General features: G+C 49.2%; 20 protein-coding genes, 17 tRNA genes, 1 rRNA gene and 1 riboswitch. Of the genes, 7 read left to right on the top strand and 31 right to left on the bottom strand.

Translation table 11 applies throughout. From position 1 onward, the window contains the following. Positions 1 to 52: 52 nt before the first annotated feature. The 3 genes from KQI79_RS05040 to KQI79_RS05030 form a co-directional block, all read right to left on the bottom strand. Positions 53 to 1,507: a PAS domain S-box protein gene (locus KQI79_RS05040; RefSeq protein WP_216537129.1), complete on the bottom strand. Its 1,455-nt coding sequence runs from the start codon at positions 1,505 to 1,507 to the stop codon at positions 53 to 55. A gap of 427 nt (positions 1,508 to 1,934) precedes the next feature. Continuing rightward, entirely contained in the window at positions 1,935 to 2,732 is a 798-nt protein-coding gene (locus tag KQI79_RS05035) for a TrmH family RNA methyltransferase (protein WP_216537128.1), read from the bottom strand. A gap of 70 nt (positions 2,733 to 2,802) precedes the next feature. Then, positions 2,803 to 3,501, bottom strand: coding sequence for a potassium channel family protein (locus KQI79_RS05030; RefSeq protein ID WP_216537127.1), 699 nt, complete (start codon positions 3,499 to 3,501; stop codon positions 2,803 to 2,805). A gap of 135 nt (positions 3,502 to 3,636) precedes the next feature. On the opposite strand from KQI79_RS05030, the gene sspI reads away from it, so the two are divergent. From sspI to KQI79_RS05005, 5 genes are all read left to right on the top strand, one after another. Then, positions 3,637 to 3,861 carry a small acid-soluble spore protein SspI gene (gene sspI / locus KQI79_RS05025; RefSeq protein ID WP_216537126.1) on the top strand — a complete coding sequence of 75 codons (225 nt, stop codon included), beginning with the start codon at positions 3,637 to 3,639 and terminating at the stop codon, positions 3,859 to 3,861. A gap of 520 nt (positions 3,862 to 4,381) precedes the next feature. Beyond that, a complete protein-coding gene (locus KQI79_RS05020; protein WP_216537125.1) occupies positions 4,382 to 5,083 on the top strand; it encodes an ABC transporter ATP-binding protein in 702 nt (233 codons plus the stop codon). Then, a complete protein-coding gene (locus KQI79_RS05015) occupies positions 5,073 to 6,440 on the top strand; it encodes an ABC transporter permease (RefSeq protein WP_216537124.1) in 1,368 nt (455 codons plus the stop codon). Before KQI79_RS05020 ends, KQI79_RS05015 begins: the two co-directional genes overlap by 11 nt. 12 nt (positions 6,441 to 6,452) lie before the next feature. Beyond that, positions 6,453 to 7,532 (top strand): efflux RND transporter periplasmic adaptor subunit, encoded by a 1,080-nt coding sequence (locus KQI79_RS05010; RefSeq protein ID WP_216537123.1) that lies wholly within the window; start codon positions 6,453 to 6,455, stop codon positions 7,530 to 7,532. Between the two features lie 91 nt (positions 7,533 to 7,623). Continuing rightward, positions 7,624 to 7,800: riboswitch (M-box (ykoK) riboswitch) on the top strand. 81 nt (positions 7,801 to 7,881) lie between these two features. Next, on the top strand, positions 7,882 to 9,009 hold the full coding sequence (locus tag KQI79_RS05005) for an FtsW/RodA/SpoVE family cell cycle protein (protein WP_216537122.1): 1,128 nt from the start codon (positions 7,882 to 7,884) through the stop codon (positions 9,007 to 9,009). A gap of 24 nt (positions 9,010 to 9,033) precedes the next feature. On the opposite strand, the gene KQI79_RS05000 is transcribed toward KQI79_RS05005, so the two are convergent. The 3 genes from KQI79_RS05000 to KQI79_RS04990 form a co-directional block, all read right to left on the bottom strand. Beyond that, entirely contained in the window at positions 9,034 to 10,620 is a 1,587-nt protein-coding gene (locus tag KQI79_RS05000) for a peptide chain release factor 3 (RefSeq protein ID WP_216537121.1), read from the bottom strand. 160 nt (positions 10,621 to 10,780) lie between these two features. Further along, positions 10,781 to 12,331 carry a glucose-6-phosphate dehydrogenase gene (zwf, locus tag KQI79_RS04995; RefSeq protein ID WP_216537120.1) on the bottom strand — a complete coding sequence of 517 codons (1,551 nt, stop codon included), beginning with the start codon at positions 12,329 to 12,331 and terminating at the stop codon, positions 10,781 to 10,783. Between the two features lie 151 nt (positions 12,332 to 12,482). Beyond that, a complete protein-coding gene (locus KQI79_RS04990) occupies positions 12,483 to 13,217 on the bottom strand; it encodes a YwmB family TATA-box binding protein (protein ID WP_216537119.1) in 735 nt (244 codons plus the stop codon). Between the two features lie 201 nt (positions 13,218 to 13,418). Here KQI79_RS04990 and KQI79_RS04985 point away from each other — a divergent pair, with 201 nt between their 5' ends. Then, positions 13,419 to 13,751, top strand: a complete 333-nt coding sequence (locus KQI79_RS04985) for a hypothetical protein (protein WP_216537118.1) — start codon at positions 13,419 to 13,421, stop codon at positions 13,749 to 13,751. 45 nt (positions 13,752 to 13,796) lie between these two features. Here KQI79_RS04985 and KQI79_RS04980 read toward each other — a convergent pair whose 3' ends face one another. The 7 genes from KQI79_RS04980 to KQI79_RS04950 all read right to left on the bottom strand — a co-directional run bounded on the left by KQI79_RS04980 (position 13,797) and on the right by KQI79_RS04950 (position 18,478). After that, positions 13,797 to 14,447, bottom strand: a complete 651-nt coding sequence (locus KQI79_RS04980) for a response regulator transcription factor (RefSeq protein WP_216537117.1) — start codon at positions 14,445 to 14,447, stop codon at positions 13,797 to 13,799. Next, entirely contained in the window at positions 14,425 to 15,504 is a 1,080-nt protein-coding gene (locus tag KQI79_RS04975) for a sensor histidine kinase (protein ID WP_216537116.1), read from the bottom strand. Before KQI79_RS04975 ends, KQI79_RS04980 begins: the two co-directional genes overlap by 23 nt. 19 nt (positions 15,505 to 15,523) lie before the next feature. Next, complete coding sequence (gene liaF / locus KQI79_RS04970; RefSeq protein ID WP_216537115.1) at positions 15,524 to 16,171, bottom strand: cell wall-active antibiotics response protein LiaF; 648 nt, start codon at positions 16,169 to 16,171, stop codon at positions 15,524 to 15,526. Positions 16,172 to 16,280: 109 nt separating this feature from the next. Beyond that, a complete protein-coding gene (locus KQI79_RS04965; protein WP_216537114.1) occupies positions 16,281 to 16,955 on the bottom strand; it encodes a PspA/IM30 family protein in 675 nt (224 codons plus the stop codon). A gap of 2 nt (positions 16,956 to 16,957) precedes the next feature. Next, positions 16,958 to 17,473, bottom strand: coding sequence for a PspC domain-containing protein (locus KQI79_RS04960; RefSeq protein ID WP_216537113.1), 516 nt, complete (start codon positions 17,471 to 17,473; stop codon positions 16,958 to 16,960). Positions 17,474 to 17,476: 3 nt separating this feature from the next. Then, on the bottom strand, positions 17,477 to 18,151 hold the full coding sequence (locus KQI79_RS04955; protein ID WP_216537112.1) for a PspA/IM30 family protein: 675 nt from the start codon (positions 18,149 to 18,151) through the stop codon (positions 17,477 to 17,479). A 27-nt stretch (positions 18,152 to 18,178) separates the two neighbouring features. Then, positions 18,179 to 18,478, bottom strand: coding sequence for a LiaF transmembrane domain-containing protein (locus KQI79_RS04950; RefSeq protein ID WP_216537111.1), 300 nt, complete (start codon positions 18,476 to 18,478; stop codon positions 18,179 to 18,181). 259 nt (positions 18,479 to 18,737) lie between these two features. On the opposite strand from KQI79_RS04950, the gene KQI79_RS04945 reads away from it, so the two are divergent. Then, positions 18,738 to 19,778, top strand: coding sequence for an HD-GYP domain-containing protein (locus KQI79_RS04945; RefSeq protein WP_216537110.1), 1,041 nt, complete (start codon positions 18,738 to 18,740; stop codon positions 19,776 to 19,778). 378 nt (positions 19,779 to 20,156) lie between these two features. On the opposite strand, the gene KQI79_RS04940 is transcribed toward KQI79_RS04945, so the two are convergent. The 18 genes from KQI79_RS04940 to KQI79_RS04855 all read right to left on the bottom strand — a co-directional run. Further along, positions 20,157 to 20,239: transfer RNA gene (locus KQI79_RS04940), tRNA-Leu, on the bottom strand. A gap of 80 nt (positions 20,240 to 20,319) precedes the next feature. Further along, positions 20,320 to 20,396, bottom strand: a tRNA-Arg gene (locus KQI79_RS04935). A 10-nt stretch (positions 20,397 to 20,406) separates the two neighbouring features. After that, positions 20,407 to 20,495 (bottom strand) — tRNA-Leu (locus tag KQI79_RS04930). A gap of 13 nt (positions 20,496 to 20,508) precedes the next feature. Further along, positions 20,509 to 20,582, bottom strand: a tRNA-Cys gene (locus KQI79_RS04925). Between the two features lie 7 nt (positions 20,583 to 20,589). After that, positions 20,590 to 20,664 (bottom strand) — tRNA-Gly (locus KQI79_RS04920). 4 nt (positions 20,665 to 20,668) lie between these two features. Beyond that, positions 20,669 to 20,743 (bottom strand) — tRNA-Gln (locus KQI79_RS04915). A gap of 14 nt (positions 20,744 to 20,757) precedes the next feature. Further along, positions 20,758 to 20,833 (bottom strand) — tRNA-His (locus KQI79_RS04910). Between the two features lie 23 nt (positions 20,834 to 20,856). Then, positions 20,857 to 20,930 (bottom strand) — tRNA-Trp (locus KQI79_RS04905). A gap of 14 nt (positions 20,931 to 20,944) precedes the next feature. After that, positions 20,945 to 21,030, bottom strand: a tRNA-Tyr gene (locus KQI79_RS04900). A gap of 13 nt (positions 21,031 to 21,043) precedes the next feature. Further along, positions 21,044 to 21,119: transfer RNA gene (locus KQI79_RS04895), tRNA-Thr, on the bottom strand. 16 nt (positions 21,120 to 21,135) lie between these two features. After that, positions 21,136 to 21,211: transfer RNA gene (locus KQI79_RS04890), tRNA-Phe, on the bottom strand. 20 nt (positions 21,212 to 21,231) lie between these two features. Next, positions 21,232 to 21,308, bottom strand: a tRNA-Asp gene (locus KQI79_RS04885). Positions 21,309 to 21,317: 9 nt separating this feature from the next. Further along, a tRNA-Met gene (locus KQI79_RS04880) sits at positions 21,318 to 21,394 on the bottom strand. A 10-nt stretch (positions 21,395 to 21,404) separates the two neighbouring features. Beyond that, positions 21,405 to 21,480 (bottom strand) — tRNA-Val (locus KQI79_RS04875). Positions 21,481 to 21,566: 86 nt separating this feature from the next. Then, a tRNA-Glu gene (locus tag KQI79_RS04870) sits at positions 21,567 to 21,641 on the bottom strand. A 6-nt stretch (positions 21,642 to 21,647) separates the two neighbouring features. Beyond that, positions 21,648 to 21,738: transfer RNA gene (locus tag KQI79_RS04865), tRNA-Ser, on the bottom strand. Between the two features lie 4 nt (positions 21,739 to 21,742). Next, a tRNA-Asn gene (locus KQI79_RS04860) sits at positions 21,743 to 21,818 on the bottom strand. 144 nt (positions 21,819 to 21,962) lie between these two features. Then, positions 21,963 to 22,079, bottom strand: a 23S ribosomal RNA gene (locus KQI79_RS04855); the annotation flags it as partial.

Here is a 22,079-nt window from a genome sequence, read left to right as displayed (position 1 = left end):
GCAAAAAATCCCTGAATGAAGCTGATATTCAGGGACTTCCGCCATGCCGGGCTCAGTATAAATCTGCAGATTCCATGATCGGCAAACTGATTGTAAACGTCGTTCCTTGGTCCGGCACACTCTCCACCGACATGCTGCCGCCATGATTGTCAATAATGTTGTAACTGACCATTAAACCTAATCCCGTTCCCGATTCTTTCGTCGTATAAAAAGGTTGACCGAGCATTTGCAGCTTGTCCGGAGGAATGCCGCATCCTTCGTCTTGTATCGATATATGTGCGTATTCCCCGTGAATAGTGAGGTCGATATGTATATTTCCGCCTCCATGCATCGCTTCAATGGCGTTTTTAATAATGTTGAGAAATACTTGCTTGATTTGATTCGGATCGCAGCTTAGCCATATCGCTTCTTGCGGATAGGCGGCAACGATCGCGCAGTTTTTCAGCGTCGCTTGTACGCTCATCAAAGCGATCACCTGCTCCAGCACCCGTACGATATCGGTTTTCGTTCTCGTCATTACGCTAGGTTTCGCTAACAAGAGCAATTCATTGCAAATAATTTCTATGCTTTTCAGTTCCGCTTCGATGATGTCATAATACTGGTCCTTCTCATGCTTCAAAGTGCGCATTAATTTAATGAATCCGTTGATTGACGTTAACGGGTTGCGAATTTCATGCGCCACGCCGGCGGCCAGTTGCCCGCATATCGACAGCTTCTCCGAATGAAGCATCCGCTCTTCTTCCTTTTTCCGTTCCGTAATATCTTGAAATACGCCGATTACCGCACGTTCGCCGCAATAGGTGGCCGGAATCGAAATGCCTTCCACATACTTCGTATCGCCGTTGTAACAATTGACCTTATATTTGACGCTTCCCATTTTCTCGCCATGGCGATACTTTCTTCTCCGTTCGTGCAACTTTTCGTGATCGCAAGGATCGACGATTTCGTTCGTAGACGTGCCTAAGTAGCGTTCTGCGCTGTCGGCTTCAATCAATTCGAGCGCGGCGGCGTTTAAATACTTGCATACGCCGTTTTGCGTAATGAGCACCGCCAGCGGCAGTTCTTCCATCAAAATGCGCAAGGACTCTTCCTTTTCCTTTAATACCGCCGCGACTTCCTTCTGTGCCAGTTCAGTCAGTTTATTCGCCGTAATATCATGGAACTGGGCGAATAAAAATATCGGTTCTCCTTTCTCGTTGAAGACTAACGATGTGACAATCATGCACCAAACCATTTGCCCTTGCTTATGAACGCAGCGCTTCTCGGTGTGAAACGCTTCTACTTCCCGGCATGCCAATTGATTGAAGCACTCTCGATGTTCCTCCGCATCGTCATGCTGGATGATCGACATAAAATTCATCGACAGCAGCTCCCGTTCATTGTAGCCGATCAATTCGCAAAGCGCCCGGTTTACCTGGATAAAGCGTCCTTCCAAAGATACAATTGCCATTCCAATCGATGCATGATTGAAAGCGAAATCAATTAAATCAGCCTGCCTCAAATGCATGAGCTTATCCCCTCTCCATTCGCTACACTTCAATGTCAATCGTATGACTACAGTTCGGAATCTGTCTGAATATAGGGAAAGGCAATACCAAAATATTGAATTAATTCGCTAAAGAAACAATATTTCCTCGTTAGGATTCGTTTTTTGTAAAAAAAATTAAGAGACGAAGAACACCGAATCGTGAATTTCGTCTCTTAGTTTTAATCTAGTATTGTACGGCTAACGGATCCAAGGGACCTTATTTGAGTAAAATCGCGGCTTTTCAAAATGTAACGGAAATGAGGAACCTTATTTGCGGTCATTCGCTCATTTTTCGCTAGAGAAACAATAAATAAGAGCGCTGAGTTCCGTTAGAATCCGAAAAGTTTGTTTTTTTCCGCTAAAAGGTCTTCCACTTCCGTTAAAAATGCTGCACGCCCCGCTCCCCTTACCTCTCGCCGTAATGCCGCTGCCGGAGCGCTTCATACAGCAGCACCGATGTTGCCATGGCAACGTTAAGCGATTCCGCCTCCCCATGCATCGGAATAATGATCGCGTCGTCGATCCAGGCGGATGCCGCGGCGGATACCCCTTTCGCTTCATTGCCGACAAGCAGCCATGTGCTTTGGTTGAAATCGTAGGAGTAGCAGTGCCGCTCCGCCTGAAGGCTTGTACTGACGATGTGAACGCCGCGCTCCTTCGCTAGGGGCAGCAGCTCCGCCAAGTCGCCCTCGACGATCGGCAGATGGAAGATCGAGCCCATCGTGGCGCGAATCGTCTTCGGATTGTATAAGTCGACGCTTCCTTTGCCGATCACGACGCCGTCGGCGCCCACCGCATCGGCGCTGCGGATGATCGTTCCCAAATTGCCGGGATCCTGCACGCCGTCGACCGCCACGACAAGCGCTTGCTTGCGGTTCAACAACTCATCCGCATGGGAGGAGCCTTTTCGTATGACAGCGAATATAGGCTGAGGCGTTAATGTATCGCTGCATTTGGCAATAATCGCGTCCGTCGTTCCGATCCATTCGACGTTAAGGCGGTCGCGGGCGGAGCGTTCGATTTCGGCAGGCAGCCCTTGCTCGATCGAATATACGATGCACTCGATGTCTGTATTCGCGGCCAGCGCTTCTTGCACGAGATGAATCCCTTCGATCAAAAATTTGCGCTGTTTGTCCCGATGTTTTTTGTTTAGAAGTTGCGCCCATAGTTTGACGCGAGGATTTTGATTCGACGTTATTTCCATAATGAACTCCTAATTGTATACTTCTGTAAAGAATCGCCGGCCGATACATTGCCTCATGCCGCGATGCCGCTTATTCCTCCGCGTAAGCGACTTCCATCTTCTGCAAGTCTTGGTTGCGGCCGACGATAACGAGCACATCGTCCTGCTTGATCATATCTTCCGCATACGGCGAAATATTCATCGTTCCATGGCTTTTGATCGCCATGACGTTGCAGCCGAATTTGGCCCGAATGTTGAGCTGCATCAAATTTTTGCCGATCATTTGCTTCGCCGCTTTCATCTCGACGATGCTGTAGTCGTCGGATAAATCGATATAATCGAGAATGTTCGGCGATATTAAATGATGGGCGACGCGCAATCCCATGTCCCGCTCCGGGTAGATCACTTTGTCGGCGCCGATTTTGTTCAGCACTTTCCCGTGCAGTTCGTTTTGCGCTTTGACGATAATTTTCGGCACGCCGAGATCTTTCAGAATCAAAGTCGTCAAAATGCTGGATTGAATGTCTTGTCCAATGGCAACGACAACGACGTCAAAATTGCGGATCCCGAGCGCTTTGAGCGCCTCTTCGTCCGTCGAATCGGCCGAAACCGCATGAGTGACGAAATTGACCACTTCTTGCGTCTTTTGCTCGCTGGAATCGATCGCAAGCACTTCATACCCCATTTGATTCAAAGAACGGGCAACGCTCGAACCGAAACGGCCCATCCCGATAATCGCGAATTGTTTTTTGCTCAAAAGGATTCCGACCCCTCTCCGCTCAGAATACATATTGCGTCTATTATATCATAAAGCTTTCCCGATTAAACGTGCGGAATGCTGCGCCGAAACGAATCCATTGAATCCATTACAGCCATCTGGGGAACGCTAAATACGGAAAACATTATAACACGGAGGTCGTTCATCATGGCAGTAGTTATGAGTTTGCGGGAAGCGATCGTGAAGAAGGTCGAAGGCCAGTCCAATGAAGATTTGCGCGAAATTATCGAGGATTCGATCGGTCAAGACGAACGCGCGCTGCCGGGACTTGGCGTCTTATTTGAAACGATATGGAAACAAATTGATACGAACACGCAAAATCAGCTAATCGACGCGCTGCAGCAAGGCTTGAAAGCAAAGCCCTCTTCTTAAACGAACATGCCGCCGAACCTGAGGCTCACCCTCAGGTTTGTTTGATTGAGAACATAAGAACCGGGATTGATCTTGTATAATATACAACATATCTCCATTTTTCTACCTCGCTACGCAAACTATGCTGTAAAATTTGCAACATAGCGGCGCTCAAACGGAGCGTTTCGCCCTTCCGCTTGCGTTTTTGTTGTACGAGATGCAACATGGTACTAGGCTCCTGCACTTTTTCCCGCTCAAATATTGTATTTCATACAACATACAACCCTCCTTGCGAAAATCCCCCTCCATTCATTTTTTTTCGACAAAATTGAAGTGAAAACCGAATCATGATCGTCTAAGTAATTGTGCAAGGGCTAGTTGCGTTCGGGTTCCATGATTTGTGCACAGGCAAGTTTTGTTGCGCAGGCAATCGAAGAAGCATCGCTTCACAAAACAGAGCCCATGCTTTCGAAGCAAGTTTTGTTGCGCAGGCAATCGAAGAAGCATCGCTTCACAAAACTTTTAGAGGGGAGGATTTGTCGTGCTGCACGTACATGATCTTTCGCATGTTTTTCGCAACGGCAGCGAAGATACGCCCGTACTGAAAAACATTAATTTTACCGTAGAAAAGGGGGAGATGGTGGCATTGCTCGGCAGTTCCGGCTCCGGCAAATCGACATTGCTCAACCTGATGGCCGGGTTAATGAAACCGACGGAAGGACAAATCATCATCAACGGCCAGCCGATCGAGAAAATGAGCGAAAACAAACTGGCCGAATACCGGCGTACGAACATCGGATTTATATTCCAAGCCTATGAGCTTATATCGCATATGACGGTGCGCGAAAACGTGGAGCTGCCGCTCGTCTTTCAGGGGATGCGTCCTAGCGAGCGCAAAGAGAAGGCCATCGAGCTGCTCCATCAAGTCGGCCTGCAGGACAAAACCGAGCTGTTCCCGTCGCAATTGTCCGGCGGACAACAGCAGCGGGTCAGCATTGCGCGTTCGCTCATCACGATGCCTTCCATCGTGTTTGCGGACGAGCCCACAGGCAACCTGGATACGAAGACGGAGAAAGAAATTATCGATCTTCTTATCGACCTGAACGAGAAATTACATATTACATTCGTCATCGTTACGCATGAACGCGAAGTCGCCATTCGAACGAAACGCATCATCCATTTGCGCGACGGGCAATTGATCGAAGACGACGAATGGGGGGAGGGAATAGCGCATGAGGCTTAGAGATTACCTCCGCATCGGCTGGGATCAGCTGAAACGGCGCAAAGTCGTCACCGCCATGTGCGCCTGCGGCATCGCCATCGGTTCCTCCGCAATCATCGTTGCGCTGTCGCTCGGCGAATCGTCGCAAAAGTATGCGCAGGAACAAGTGAACGCCTTTTTAAAGATCGATGAAATTACGATCATGGACAATTCGGAGGGAAATTCCGGCGAACCTTCGAACGAAAGCCCGGACGACTATGGGAAAGTTACGAAACAAAAGCTCGACTTGATTCGCAGCTTCCCGCATGTCAAAGCGGTTGCGACTTTTAAAGATCTGGGGTACTTCCCTTTCGTCGTCGACGACCAGAAAAACGGCCGCGTCAATCTGATCGCAACCGATCTTGACACGTTAACCTATTTCGACAAGGAGTTCAAACAAGGCAATTATTCCGATCAACCGAATACGATCGTGCTTAGCTACGGAGCGACGTTAGGCCTGTACGACGAACGCACCGACGAAATCCGGAACAAACAGTTGCAGGCGAATCCGGACAATAAGCAGCTGCGGGAAATGTACCGCAGTTTGGACAAAGTTCCGACGCCTCTATACCAGAAAGGAATCAAGCTGCTCATCACAGGCAATCCTTCCGGCAGCGGCCAGCCGAAGGTGATCGAAGTGCCCGCGCGCGTAACGGGAGTTCTTAACAAGCCGAGCGGGGTCCCGGAAGATTCGATCCCATATATGAAGGAAGCATACATATCGCATGAAATGGCGGAGCAAATTCAAAACGCAATGAAAGAATCGACCGGATCGAATGCCGGCATGGAGCGGTTCGACTCTTACGCAAGAGTTGTCGTGAAAGTGGACGACACGAAACATGTCAAAGCATTGGATGAGAAAATAAAAAAACTAAAATTAAACACCCAAAACAATTTGCATCAGCAAGACCGGTTAAACGAGCAATTCGCCGTTATTCGCACCGTCGCGTTGGGAGTGGGCTTGTTCGTGCTCTTCATCGCTTCGATCTCGATCGTCGTTGCGATGACAATGTCCACATATCAAAGGCGGAAACAAATCGGCGTGATGAAAGTGCTGGGCGCCAATTTGCGCCAAATACGCAACATGTTTATCGTCGAATCCGCGCTGCTCGGTTTGCTCGGCGGCATGGTCGGCATCCTGCTGTCCTATTGGGTCGTTTGGGGCATTAACGGGCTGTTGTCCGCGGTCGACAGCGGCACATCCGAGCTCATCTTTATTTCTACCTGGATTTTAGGGGTCGGCATCTTCTTCGCCGTGCTGACGGGCGTGCTGTCCGGCATTTATCCCGCCATCAGCGCTTCGCGGACCGATGCTTTAACGGCAATTAAACGAGATTAGGGGGAACAATCATTGAAGAAAAAAATTTGGCTGGGCGTCCTCGGAATCGTCATTATCGCTATCAGTTTCTTTTTATATCGGCTCAGTAAACCTCCGGCGGCAGCGCCCGTCGATTTGGGAGCGGAAACGATGCTGCAGTTCGATGTCACCCGCGAAAATTTGTCCAAGACGATCGAAGTGAAAGGGAAATCCTCTTACTTGAATGAAACTTTCATCTATGCGCCATATTCCGGCGATGTTGTGAAATGGCATGTGAAAGACGGGACGCAATTGAAAAAAGGCGATATCATGTTCGAGCTCGACGGCACCAAGCTCAGCAACGATATTGCATTGATGGAGGCGAATTCCAAAAAGGCGCAGCTGGAAAAAAGATTGAATGAGCTGCAGGCTGCCATGAGCGAACACGAAGCTCCGCCATTGACGACGGAATACGAATCGAAAAAATATTTTGTGGAAAAAGAACAAAACAAAATTGTAAACGAATTAAACGAAGTTAATGAACAGATCAATCGAACGGATATTGAGGAAAAGAAAAAGAAGCTCGGCCAATCGAAGTTTGCCGCGCCGGACGCCGGCATATTTCTATTCGAAGATTCCAGCAAAATTCCGCAGGCCGTCAAGGAAAGCGACCGGCTCGGCAAAATCGTCGATTTAGGCAAACTTCAACTGATAACGTACGTCGGCGAACAAGACGTATTTCAGATCAAGCCGGGCATGCCGGTTAAGGTGAAGATCAATGCGCTGAAAAATATTACGCTTGAGGGCAGCGTCGAACGCGTCTCCAAATTTGCCAAGTCGGGAACGGATCAAAGCTCCGGCCAAGCCGCGCAATTCGAAGTGAATATTCATCTGCAGCCGAACGAGAATTTGATCGCCGGCCTCAGCTTGACGGGCGAGATTGAAATCGCCAATAAGGAGAATATCGTCGTCGTGCCGACGCTGGCCGTGCAGCGGGAAAACGACAAGTACTATGTTATGAAGCAGACCCCGGAAGGACTCGAGAAAACATTTATTGAAATCGGATTGGAGACGGCGGATAAAACCGAAGTGATCAGCGGGCTGAATGAAGGGGACAAAGTTGTTCTTCAGTAGTGTTTGCCATTATTTATATCTTTTTCCTCCAGAAGTATTGACATTTCATCGGCATGAGTCGTATGATGCTATAGATAATAAAATGATTTGCCAATTACCTCGTTAGGTGAGGCTCCTATACAAACAGATGCCACTGCCCAGAAATATCGAAAGATGCCCATGGGTTGAACAGGGATTGCCGGATTAAGGCTTTTCATAATGTGGCTAAGACAACGCTCGACGTTGCCTTTACGTTGTATAGTGCCAAAACTCGACTTGGAGGGACATCGGAAGTTTCTATTTGCATTTGCATATTCCATGAATCCTCTAGTAGTTAGGGGATTCATTTTTTTTATTGGAGGTAATATGCATGTTTAAAAAGTGGAGAGAACTGGATTATATCATTTTGCTTATTGTCGGCATTTTCATGGCCGTGAGCACCATCGCCATTTACAGCGCAACCAATCTTACGAAATACGAAGGACTGCACATGAACAACCTGCTGCTATACGGGGTATCCGGTATTTTGGTCTGTGTGCTGGCGCTTATCGATTATCGAATTTTCGTTCGTAAATTATCCTATCTTTTATACGGAATCGGGATTGTATTCCTCATCTATGTCATGTTCCAAGGAGTAACGATTAACGGATCGAGACGATGGATCAATCTCGCCTTTATTCAATTTCAACCGTCCGAGCTTGTGAAAATTGCGCTCATTCTCGTCATTGCCAAACTGCAAGAAAAAAGGCAGGGCGACGCGCTTCAAGTGTGGAGCGACATCCTGCCGATTACTCTGTTCACGGCGGTACCGTTTGTGTTGGTCTTGATGCAGCCCGATTTAGGCACGGCGATCGTATTCATCAGCATTTATATCGGCATGCTATGGTCGGGCAATATCCGTATCAAACATATTGCGGTCGGCGCCGGAACGGCCGCTGCCATCGTCGGGCTCATCGTTGCTTTGTATTATTTCGATTTCAATCTATTCTCCAAAATTGTTAAGCCGCATCAATTAGAACGGATACAAACGTTTCTGGACCCCGGGGCGGATCCGAATTCCGCTTGGCATGTCATGAATTCGCTCACCGCCGTCGGGGTGGGGCAGTTGTTCGGCAAAGGGTTTCAGCACGGTTTTTATACGCAAAACGGATTCATCCCTTATAATTACGCAGACTCTATTTATGTCGTCATCGGAGAAGAATTCGGGTTTGCAGGCTCGGCGTTATTGCTCATCTTGTTCTTCCTGCTCTTCTACCGGATGATCCGCATCGCGTCCGAATGCAAAGATTTGTCCGGGTCGTACATCGTGGTCGGCGTCATTTCAATGTTGACTTTGCAAATCTTCGAGAATATCGCCATGCATATCGGCATGATGCCGATGACGGGAATCGCGCTGCCCTTTATAAGTTACGGAGGAAGCTCCTTATTGACGAATATGATCGCGGTAGGGCTCGTTCTCAGCGTCAGAACGCATCGGAACAGGCACGATATCCCCTAATCGCAATACAAGAAAAGACGGCTCTTACGGAGCCGTCTCCAGAAATTTTACGTCAGGCATTTTGTCGATTGCGGTCCGCATCGCATATTCGTTCTCGAACAAGGCGACGTAATTGTCTTTCTTGTCCTTGACAAGCTGCGAATTAATGCGGAATTTCGCCGGATCGATGCTGTCGCCGACAACCCAGCGGCCGAATTGGAACGGCAGCCGCTGCAGCAGCACTTCCACGCCATATTCGGCTTTCATCCGATATTCGAACACTTCGAATTGCAGCTGGCCGACAACGCCGAGAATCGTCTCGTCGAACGTCCCCGTGGAGTAGAACACCTGAATCGTTCCTTCCTCCGTCAACTGATCGACGCCTTTCTGGTATTGCTTATGCTTTAACGCATTCTTGACCGTGACTCTGGCGAATAATTCGGGCGAGAACGTCGGCAGTTCGTCGAATGTCACCTCGGAACCTTGACTCAAGCTATCGCCGATGCGGAATATGCCGGGATCGAACAAGCCGATAATATCCCCCGGATAAGCTTCCTGAACGATATCGCGGTCTTGCGCCAGAAATTGCTGCGGCTGAGATAGCTTGATTTCTTTACCGACGCGCACATGCTTCACGGCCATGCCCCGTTCGAACTTCCCGGAACAAACGCGCAGGAATGCGATTCGGTCGCGATGAGCCGGATTCATGTTCGCCTGGATTTTGAATATATAACCGGAAAATTTCTCGTCGGTAGGCTCCAGCAACCCTTCGATCGTTTGGCGCGGAGCCGGCTTCGGCGCAAGCTGCAGGAAATTTTCAAGAAACGTCTGCACACCGAAATTGTTGATCGCGCTGCCGAAGAAAACCGGCGTCAATTCGCCCCGCTTCACTTTCTCGAAATCGAACGGATCGCCGGCGACATCGAGCAGTTCCAATTCCTCGCATAGTTGGTCATGCAGAAACTGTCCCGCCATCTCGCGAATTACCGGATCGTGGTAATCTTCCACCTTTTGTACCTTAATGACGGAATGATCGTCCCCTTGGAACAGTTCCACCTGATTTTTCGCCCGATCGTATACGCCGCATAAGTCCCGCCCCATCCCGATCGGCCAGTTCATCGGTACGGAACGGATGCCCAGCACTTGTTCGATTTCTTCCATCAACTCGAACGGACTGCGCCCTTCGCGGTCCAGCTTATTAATGAACGTAAAAATTGGAATGCCGCGTTTGGCGCAAACCTGGAACAATTTGATCGTCTGCGCCTCGACGCCTTTGGCCACGTCGATCAACATGACCGCGCTATCCGCCGCCGTCAAAGTCCGGTACGTATCTTCACTGAAGTCTTGGTGGCCGGGCGTATCGAGAATATTGACGCGATGGCCGTTATAGTCGAACTGCATAACCGATGAAGTGACGGAGATGCCCCGCTGCTTCTCGATTTCCATCCAGTCGCTCGTTGCATGCTTCGAGGCTTTGCGCGCTTTTACCGTCCCTGCCAGCCGAATGGCGCCTCCGAATAGAAGCAGCTTTTCCGTTAACGTCGTTTTCCCCGCATCGGGGTGGGAGATGATGGCAAACGTTCTGCGTTTATCCACCTCTTTGCTAATTTGTTCCGAAAGCGTTTTGCTCATAGTTTTATCCCTTCCATACGAAAATCACATAGCTATTATTGTACCACAAAACGCGTCAAAACGTGATTTTTTTCCGCGATCGCGGGTTGGCGTCTTTCGGCGTCCGAAAGACAAAAATGCCCCAAGCGGATATTCCGCTTGAGGACATCTTGCCGTTTGTTTACGAGCCTTTCACCCAAACTACGTTGTCTTCCACTTGTCCGTTGACCGGCCACCAGTGAAAACCGTCCTTCTCCAGTATTTCGTCGGTTTTCTTCGGCCCCCACGTACCGGCCGGATATTGCTGCAAATCGTCCGTTCCTTCCGCCCAAGCTTCTGCGATCCGATCGACGAAAGCCCAAGCCGAAGCGACCTCGTCCCAGCGCGTGAAATAAGTGGAGTCGCCGCGCGCCGCATCGAAGATCAGGCGTTCGTACGCTTCCGGCGAATTAATGCCGACGAGACAGCTTTGACAAAAATCCATCGCGAGCGGTTGAATTTCCGATTCCGAGCCCGGCTTCTTCGCATTGATCTTCACATAGATGCCTTCCATCGGATTCACCCGAATGACAAGCAAGTTCGGTTCCAATTTATGCTTCTGGCCTAAATAGACATTCGTGGGCATCCGCTTGAATTCGACGACGACTTCCGTCGTCTTAACCGGCAGACGCTTGCCCGTACGGATATAGAACGGAACGCCCGCCCAGCGGAAATTGTCGACGAACACCCGGGCGGCGAAATACGTTTCCGTTACCGACTCCGGATTCACTTTATCTTCCTGCCGGTAACCCGGCAACGGTTTGCCGTTCAGTTCGCCTTCGGTATATTGGCCGCGGATGACATTCTCGCGCACTTCCTCCGCCGAAGCGAATTTGCGCAGCGAGCGGAGAACCTTCACCTTCTCGTCGCGGATATCTTCCGGATGGAGCCGGCTAGGCGGTTCCATCGCGATCATCGTCAACATCTGCAGCATATGGTTCTGTCCCATGTCGCGCAGCGCGCCGGCATGATCGTAGTATCCGCCGCGCTCCTCAACGCCGACCGTTTCGCTTAACGTAATTTGAACGTTGGCGATATGTTTGTTGTTCCAGAGAGGTTCGAAGAATTGGTTGGCAAACCGGATAACCTCGATATTTTGCACCATTTCTTTCCCTAAATAATGATCGATACGGAAAATTTCCTCTTCGCGGAACACTTCGTTAATTTGTTCGTTCAATTTCTGCGCGGATTCCAAGTCGTAACCGAACGGCTTCTCGATGACTAGCCGATGCCAACCGTCGGTGTCCAGCATGCCGCCGGCCCGCAAATTTTGCGAAACGCTGCCGAACAGTTCCGGCGCAAGCGCCAAATAGAAAAGCCGGTTGCCGGGAATATCGAATTCTCGTTCCAAAGCTTCCGTCTGCGCGTTGAGTTCGCGAAAGCCTTCGACATTGTTAATGTCCAGCGATTTATATTCAAAATGTTTGACAAATCGGTTCCATTGCTCGGCGTCTTCCGTTTTGTAACGGCAAAATTCTTGAATCGAGCGGTATACGTCCTCCCGGAATTCTTCATTCGTCCGCGGACGGCGCGCTACGCCGACGACGGCGAAATTTTCCGCCAACTTCCCTTCCCGGTATAAACTATAAAGCGCGGGGAACAATTTACGGCTTGCCAAATCGCCTGTCGCTCCGAATATGAAAAAGACGGCTCCAGATGTCAGTGCATGTTCGTTGTTTTGATTTTGTATCATGGTCCTCATTCTTCCTATATGTATTTTAGGCACTTACGTGTTTTTCCATTCTGGAATGAAAACTTGTTTGATAATATGTCATTTTAACATAATTGATCGCTTTACGCTATCCAATTAAAAATTTTTTTCAATATATGATGGCATAATTCGGTTAATATTCGATCGTAATAAGCGGAATTCCAATAGAAATACGGGATTTATCCTTCTCGCGATCGTCATGGACCGCGATTTGCAAATTGACGGTCTTCCCCCCGCTCTCGATTCCGACATCGATTTCCGGGGCGAAGTAAGTCGCGCTAACCGTCGTCTCATCCGTGTACCGTTCCATCTCTTTCATCTTCACGCGTTTGGCAATCCGTGCGGTGATCGCATCATAATCGGCCGTCCCGCCATTGCCCGCATATCCCTGAACGGTTGCATTCCAGCGGTATGGAATCCGATGCCGGCGCAATCGTTCCGTCTGTTTCCGCAACCGGTCCGCCACTTTGCGGTAACCGTCTCGTCCTTCCCCCGCCATTTCAACGACGAACCCTATCATGTGGTCTTCTTCTTTATAGACTGTCAGTTGCAGCTTATCGTTCGGCTGATCCGATACGGCCCGGTATATTTCTTTCCCTTGTTCCTGAAGGATTTGTCCGCCGGGAAAAGCCAACCTTTCGCCGATTCGCCGCGCCTCTTCGGCGAAATCGGATTGATCGGGACGATAGACCAAACTTCCGTTCAATTTGGCGACGATCCGCTCGGCTCCTTCCGCTTCGCCTAACGACCACAGCATGTCCAAATCGCCGGCAAGACGATCCCCCGGACGCGTGATCCCCGCCATTATCGCAACAACGATCCCCGCCCCAAGCAGCGCAATGAATACGAACCATATCGCCTTCCTCATAGCGTATCCCCTTTCCTCGAAATCAATCCGCCGTAGAGCGTCGCTTTCACTTCCGCCATAAAGCCGTTCGGAAAAATAGGCGTTTCTCATATAGGTTAGTAACCATACAAGGGATAAGCCTATCGAATACACTGAATCTAAAGAATGTTTCCGCCCTGTCACATTCGCTTGAAAACTAATAATAGGAGGTGCCCTGCATCTATGGTTCCGATTTATCCTTTAACCGAAGATGCTATCAATCCGTATTGCGGGTATTATGTATGCGCCGTTATGAAGGATGGCAGACAATACATCGGACGGATCACCGGTTGCAGAAACGGTCAATTGTTCCTGGACGGCGACCCGTCTGTCTTGACGAACGGCCATTCGAAAACATCCAAGAAAGGCGGCAAGCAAAAAGGCAAGAAAGTAGCGAACAAAGACTCCGCGAAACTTAACGCATTCGCCCCATATCCGTATGGTGGTTTCGGATACGGCGCCGGCATCGCTTTGGATTTGGCCTTGCTAGCACTTCTCTTCCTCGTGTTCATTTAATAAGCTTGGAGAATAGCCAAAAACCCGGAAATTCCGGGTTTATTCTCATTCAGCCAATCCGTTCTTATATGCATAAATGGCCGCTTGCGTACGGTCTTCGACGTTCAGCTTCGCCAATATGTTCGTTACGTGAAATTTTACGGTTTTGACGCCGATAAACAATTCGTCCGCGATATCTTGATTGGATTTCCCTTGCGCGAGCAGACGAAGCACGTCCATTTCGCGGTCGGTCAAATCTTCGTGGGCCGCTGCGCTCGCCTTCGGTTGCCGCAATCGGTTCATCATCTTCGAGGCGACTTGCGATTCGAGCACCGACTGCCCGCGGGCCGCGGCCCGAATCGCTTCGGCAATTTCTCCCGCGCGCGACGTTTTGAGCAAATAACTGAATGCGCCCGCCTCGATGACCGGATACATCTTCTCATCGTCCAAATAACTGGTCAGCACGATTACTTTACAATCGGGGTGGAGCTCAAGCAGCTTCCTTGTCGTCTCGATGCCGTCCATACCTTCCATGACCAAGTCCATAAGCACGACGTCAGGCTTATATTCTTGGGCCAACCGGATCCCTTCATGGCCGTTGCTCGCCTCGCCAACGACCTCGATGCCGTCTTCCGTATTCAATACGGCGGCAAGGCCGATTCTTACCATTTCATGATCGTCAACCAGCAATACTTTAATCGTCGATTCCGTTTCCATCTTCCCCATGACCTCCGCTTTCTTCTTTTACGATTGGGATCCGGATCTCAATTTTCGTTCCTTTACCCGGCGCAGTCATAATTTGAATGGAACCGCCGATTTCATTGACCCGTTCCTGCATCGTTTTCAAACCGTAAGAAGCTTGTTTTTGCACGTCCAAATCGAAACCGACGCCGTTATCCCTGAGCAGAACGCGAACGCCGTCCGCCCGGAGCTTCAGCTTAATTTCCATTTTGGTCGCTTTCGCATGACGCAGCGTATTGGACAACGCTTCTTGAACGATTCGGAATATATGATCTTCTATCCCTTTTAACAGTTGAATGTTCTCATCCATTTCGAAGACGATTTCCATCGGCACCTTCGCCCTCATCTCCGACAGCAGTTCCTGCAATCCTTGCTCCAACCCTTTTCCTTCCAAGTGAACCGGACGCAAATGCAAGAGCAGCGCGCGCATTTCCGATTGCGCAACGGAAGCCATTTCCTCGATCAGCTTCACCTGCCGCTGGGCCCGGTCGAAATCTTTCTCGAGCGTCCTCCCGACGGCCGTCGCCGTCATGGAAATGGCGAACAGTTGTTGGCTGACCGCGTCATGCAATTCGCGCGCGAGCCGCTGCCGTTCTTCAATGATCGCAGTAAACCTAGCCTTCTGCGCCAACTGCGCATTGTTCGTCGAAAGCCGCTGCAGCGAATTCACTTGCTCTTCCCATTTTTTGCTCATTCGTCTCACCTGCTCCGCAAGCTGGCCGACTTCATCGCCCCCTAAATCGGGCAACGGCGTGGACAAATTGCCTTTCTCCATTTGCAATACCGAATCGCGCAGCGTATCCAGCCTCTTTTTTATTGTATGGCTTTGAATAAAACCGAATACGGCGGCGATCACCGCGACGACCAAAATGGCCGTAACGCTTGCGTTCACCCCTTCGACCCAAGACGCGAACGGCTTGATATAGCCGTAATACTTCATTAAAAATATGATAACGCCAAACAAAACTAAAGAAAAGAGAATCGTTTGACCCATGCTTCGAATGACCATATTGGTCGTTTTTTTCGGTTCCAAACGCACGATTCCCCTTTCTTTAGTTCAATCGGATATCAATATCTCCTACGATATAGGAAATAAACAGTTTCACTTTATGTTCGCTCATTTCATAATTCGGCGATTGCCACACCCTTTTGTTCACCAATCCCGAGTCTTGATCCTGATCGAAGCTGACCTGTCCGAGGAGCACCGAGGCTTCGATATACACGCCGATATCGTCCGGGATCGTTATGTCGATATCGCCGAACGCCCCTTGCAGAACGACGACGTTTTCCATGCTTTCGGGAATAGCCAATGAGAAGTCCATTTCGATATCGCCGACGACATGCCATAGGCTAATGCTGCGCAATATCCACGGTTCGCGATTCCATTGAATGCTGCTATGCAAATTATGCCGCTGGATATAACGTTCGTCGCGATGAGCCTTCTTGGATTTGGCATAGAATAGGCCGAGCGAGATAAGTACGATGCCGAAAATCATCGTAAAATTGTCGAACATTAGCAGAATGGCGCCGACAATTAACAGCTTGTAGCTGCTTTTTCCTTCATTGCTGCGCAGTCTTTTCACGCCAAAAAAGATAAGAACGAGGGCGGCAATTGTCAAAATGCTAACCCACCGGCTTAACAATATAAATGCGCCTATCGCTATCAAGATGATCGCCAAGTTTCGGTTACGCTGATCCATGCCGCACCTCCTTATGCTCAACGAAAAGGATGGAAAGCCATCCGGCCGTGGAACGCGCCGTATGGCTTTGCCTATCATAGTCTATCAGAATTTCGCGAAAATCGAAACCTTAATTTTTGTCGTTCAATTTATTTTTCAATGCGTTCAATTGTTCTTCCACCTTGAGCTGCTTCTCAGCATCGACCGGCGGGCTGTACAGATTGCTGCCCGAGTACGGAGCGCGGATAACGTCGGCTTCCGCTTCTAATTGCATAATTTTCTCTTCCATCCGTTGGAAACCGCGGGCCGCTCCGCCGCCTTCAATCGTATGCAGCGTAGTGATGGAGGCCATTTGCTTTTTCGCTTTCGCCATTTGCGCGCGAGTCGCAAGTTCATTGCGTTTGTTGCGCAGCTTGTAGTACTCGTCTTTCATTTCATGCAGTTGCTTCATCAACTCGTCGGCCTGTGTTTTGGCTTCGATATGCATGTTGCTGTACTCGGAAACTTTTTGATCGTAATAAATTTTTTCCTCAAGCAATTTGCGGGCAACTTCTTCCTGTCCGTTGCGCAGCGCCAATTCCGCTTGCGCTTCGCGCTCTCCCGCGATGCGGGCCGCTTCGTCATAACGTTGTTTCACGCGGCGTTCGTTCGCCATTTGTTTCGCAACGGTTACTTCCGCTTCGTGAATTTCCCCTTCCATGTCGCGCAAGTATTGGTTCAACATGACAACCGGATCTTCCACCTTATCCAACAAGTCGTGAATCGACGCTTTCGTCATATCTTTAATTCTTTGAAATACTCCCATTCTTAAACATCTCCCTTCTCATATTTCGCAACTTTGGCGCGTAGTTCTTCCAATTCTTTTTTCAATGCTTTTTTCTCGATATCTTCCATGGCCGCATCGATCGGCGATGCGTTCGCCGGATTCGATCCGTTGACAGGACCGCCAGCGTTCATGTTTGTTCCAAATCCCGACGGGCCTTGGGGTCTCGGTCCGTATGACGGCCCGAAAGGACCGTTTGGCGGAACGGGGCCCTGGTTTCCATACCCGCCGTATTTGTTATGATTGTACCCGTGGAAGCCGTTGCTTCCATAGCCCGGACCCGGACCCGGACCGAACGGGCCGAAAGGCGGATAAGTCGGTTCTTTCGGTACGACCAAGCTGGCTACGATGTAGATGAACAGTACGGTCCCGCCTGTAAAGACCGTTAGAATCACTACCAAGACTCGAATCAGGGTAGAGTCCATCCCCAGCATTTCCGCCAATCCGCCACAAAGACCGGTAAATGTTTTGTCACGGTTAGAACGATATAATTTGGTCATCTTTTACTCCTTTCCGCTATCCTCCAATTTCTGCTTTAATCGGTTTAGCTCGCGGTCAAGCGCCGATTGCAAAGTCGTTCCCGCCTGCACCGCGAATTCTTGCCCCATCCGGCGCAGATCCCGCAAACTGCGCGATTCCAGCTCCCAGTCGGAGACGCGGTCTTCCAAGCGTTGAAACATGCGCGGAACGTCTTGCATTCCGTATGCGCCCATTCTTTGATTCATTCGCTGCTGCAATCGAAGCGATTCCATCCGGGCGAAGTAATACTGACGTTTGTCGAAGACGGTTTGATACTCCGACTTCAACATATTGATTTGGTCTTCCAACTCCAAAATGGCGTTTTTGCTTTGCTCGTACAGTTCCGTGTACTGTTCGATTTTTTCTTCTTGCTGGATTTTTTCTTGCAATGCCATTTTAGCGATATGTTCTTCTTCCGCCTTTAGGGCGAGCAGCGCTTGTTGTTCCCTCTTATCCCGAAGCAACTGCGCTTGTTGAAGCTGCTGCTTCATTTGATTCGCGTGCATTAAATACTGCTGGTACAATCTTTCCGCTTCGACGATTTCCTGCTTAGTCGTGACGAGAAACTGGTCAATCAAGCGCACCGGATCTTCCGACCGTTCCAAACGGTCGTTTAACGTTGCAGCAGTTATGTCCCTTACCCGACGAATAACACTCATCTTTCGGCCTCCTATCCTTCATTTACTTCATCGATATGATTTTCTTCGGTCGGACAGCATCGATATTCCGAAAACGATCAAACCGATCGCGAGCAGTATTCCGAAAATCCAAGCCATCTTGCTGACAAGCGCGATGGTACCGATGATCAAAATGATCCAACCGAAAAATTTATTGCCTTGTTTAATTCCGTAATAACCGAGGGCGATCATTAGGATCGGAATGATATACCCCATCAATCCGCCAAGGATGCCGAACTTTGAGAGTAGGAGGATAACCCCTAATCCGATGATTGCTATCGCAATTCCAAAATTTTTATTTGTTCTCATTGCAATGATTCACCGCCTTTCGTCTTCTTTCTTGCTTATGTCTTTATTTTAGGTTGTTTCGCTTTTTTTCAAAACGGACCCACGACGGTTTTTGCACCTAGACCTAGGTCGGGGTACACTATCGACTTAAGGTATGATGTCGATTGGAAACCTGTATTTCGCTATGATTCAACAATTCTCAATTGTAGAAATCACTCTTCTAATGTAAAATATGGTAATAGGAATAACGAACTATTCCCACTCGATTGGAGGAAATCAGATGGTCAGAGAGAGCGCGCTATCGACTGAGAAGTTTCTCGGCTGCCAGTTGAAGCGAGATATATTCAATAAGACGGGACTTCTGATCGTTCCGGCTTTAACCGTTCTGAACGAAGAACATTTGCAAATGATCGGGCAGCATCAAATCGACATCTCCATGCATGATGTTTACCCGCTTGAAACGCCGCCATCCAACGAACAAAACGGTCATAAAGCGCTCATTGATAAAAGCGTTTCCATGGTCCAGGATATTTTCAGGGAGGTCCGTTTCGAGAACAAAATCCCGCTCGAAGATATTCATGATCAGGTCATTCCGACGATCCGGAATGCAGCCGAAACTTCTAATTTGTTTCGCATTTTTTCATCGCTTCGCGCAATGGACGATTATACGTACCGCCATACGATTGCAGTCGGCATTATCGCTTCAATGATCGGGAAATGGCTTCGCTTGCCCAATGAGGAATTATCCGACTTGACGATGGCCGCCACATTATGCGATATCGGCAAAATGATGGTGCCGGAACATATATTGAACAAGCCGGGAGCGCTAACGGCCGAAGAATTCGAACAAATGAAAAAACATACGATATACGGTTACGAACTCATTCAAAGCACGGCCGGAACGACGCATAGACAGGCTCTAGTGGCGCTCCAGCATCACGAAAGACATGACGGCAGCGGATATCCGTACGGGATTCGCGAGAAAGAGATCGATCTATTTAGCCGCATTGTAGCCGTTGCCGACGTATTTCACGCGATGAGCTCAAACAAGGTGTATCGAAACGCCACTCCTTTCTACGAGACGCTCAAACAGATGAACCAGAACGCTTACGGTGCGTTCGACGCCAAAGTTATACATATCTTCCTTGATAAAATGATGCAATCGCTCACCGGGAGCGAAGTTCTGTTAACTGACGGAAGCAAAGGGAATATCGTTATGATCAATTCTCATGATCCGACCCGCCCGTTAGTGCAGGTTGGCGGCAATTTCATCGATTTAAGCAAGCAAACCTACCTCCATATCGAACAGGTGAACGGTTAGCCGTATCAAAAAACACCGGTCACGGAGCGCGCGCTTCCGGCCGGTGTTTCTTGTTACTTGAGAAAATCGTTTCCTTAACAGTACATTTTTGTGAAATGTTTATCGATAGATCCAAAAAGCGGCGTTAATTATTGCCCTAGCCTCAGTGCAAACTAATTAAATGGAAAAGTTGGCTCTAAAAGTCCCAAAAATCCGCATACTTGTCAAACCACGCTAAATTAGCTCCTGTTTTTGCCGCTACTTCCCATTTTCGCAACGAACTAGCCTAAACAACAGTAGTAATTGGCGTTAAAGTTTCCGAAGAATTAAATCTGTCAAATAAAATCAAAAAAGTCCTTGAAATCTCCAGTTTCAAGGACAAGAAGGTTATGAAGAATATGGTGCCGGTGAAGGGACTCGAACCCCCACGGTTTCCCTCACGATTTTGAGTCGCGCGCGTCTGCCAATTCCGCCACACCGGCATGTACTATATGATTATAGTATGTTTCTTTCGTCAAGTAAAGAGGGAATTTCAACCTCTGCAACCCGACAAGATGTTACATGGCGTGCCCTAAGAGATTCGAACTCCTGACCTTTTGATTCGTAGTCAAACGCTCTATCCGGCTGAGCTAAGGGCACATATGATGACTGGTGCGGAAGACCAGACTTGAACTGGTACGGTAGTCACCTACCGCAGGATTTTAAGTCCTGTGCGTCTGCCGATTCCGCCACTCCCGCACGGTGAAGATTGTGGAGGCGCCACCCAGACTCGAACTGGGGGTAAAGCTTTTGCAGAGCTCTGCCTTACCACTTGGCTATGGCGCCTAATAAATGGAGCGGACGACGGGAATCGAACCCGCGACCCTCGCCTTGGCAAGGCGATGCTCTACCGCTGAGCCACGTCCGCATAATGGCTGGGGATCAAGGATTCGAACCTTGGAATGACGGAGTCAAAGTCCGTTGCCTTACCGCTTGGCTAATCCCCAATAAGATGAAATTATGGGGCGATCGATGGGACTTGAACCCACGAATGCCGGAGCCACAATCCGGTGCGTTAACCCCTTCGCCACGACCGCCATATGAATGAAACAAGTTATTCTGGCAGGGGCAGCAGGAATTGAACCCACACTAACGGTTTTGGAGACCGCTGTTCTACCTTTAAACTATGCCCCTGTATTGTTAAGGAATGGTGGAGGCTGATGGATTCGAACCACCGAACTCGTCAGAGAACAGATTTACAGTCTGCTGCGTTTGGCCACTTCGCTAAGCCTCCACATTGTGCTGCATGGTGCCGGCGAGAGGACTTGAACCCCCAACCTACTGATTACAAGTCAGTTGCTCTACCAATTGAGCTACACCGGCGTATGTTGTTGTTCAATGGTGGCTCGGGACGGAATCGAACCGCCGACACGAGGATTTTCAGTCCTCTGCTCTACCGACTGAGCTACCGAGCCTTAATCGTTTCGAAAGTAAATGGCGGAGCTGACGGGATTCGAACCCGCGTTCTCCTGCGTGACAGGCAGGCATGTTAGGCCTCTACACCACAGCTCCGTATTTGATTGGTTGCGGGGGCAGGATTTGAACCTGCGACCTTCGGGTTATGAGCCCGACGAGCTACCGAGCTGCTCCACCCCGCGATATTGTATATGGTGGAGGCTGACGGGATCGAACCGCCGACCCTCTGCTTGTAAGGCAGATGCTCTCCCAGCTGAGCTAAGCCTCCGATTTAACGACAATCAATATCTTATCAGATTCTTCTAGGATATTGCAAGTCATTTTTCGATGATGATGGTTATCAAAGAGAAATAATGGTGACCCGTAGGGGATTCGAACCCCTGTTACCTCCGTGAAAGGGAGGTGTCTTAACCCCTTGACCAACGGGCCACATACTGGCGGAGAGCGAGGGATTCGAACCCTCGATACGCGGTTAACGTATACACGATTTCCAATCGTGCTCCTTCGACCACTCGGACAGCTCTCCATAATGGCTCCCCGAACAGGACTCGAACCTGTGACAACTCGGTTAACAGCCGAGTGCTCTACCGACTGAGCTATCAGGGAACAATAATATTCAATTCAAGGAGTTGCTCCCTGAAAACTAGATGCGAAACAAACGCGAATTCTTGTGTTATCCTTTATTCGGGGTCCCCCGAAAAGTAATCGGAATACGCTTCGAAGCATATCGTCACTTTTTGGGGTATGTTTTAGGATAAGCCCTCGACCGATTAGTATTGGTCAGCTGCACGCATTGCTGCGCTTCCACCTCCAACCTATCAACCTCGTCGTCTACAAGGGGTCTTACGAATTGGGAAATCTCATCTT

Origin of the sequence: Paenibacillus sp. MSJ-34 (assembly GCF_018918005.1) — a bacterium.
GTDB lineage: Bacteria > Bacillota > Bacilli > Paenibacillales > Paenibacillaceae > MSJ-34.
The sequence above is the reverse complement of the archived record's forward strand: the minus strand, read 5'-3'. Positions and strand labels throughout refer to the sequence as shown.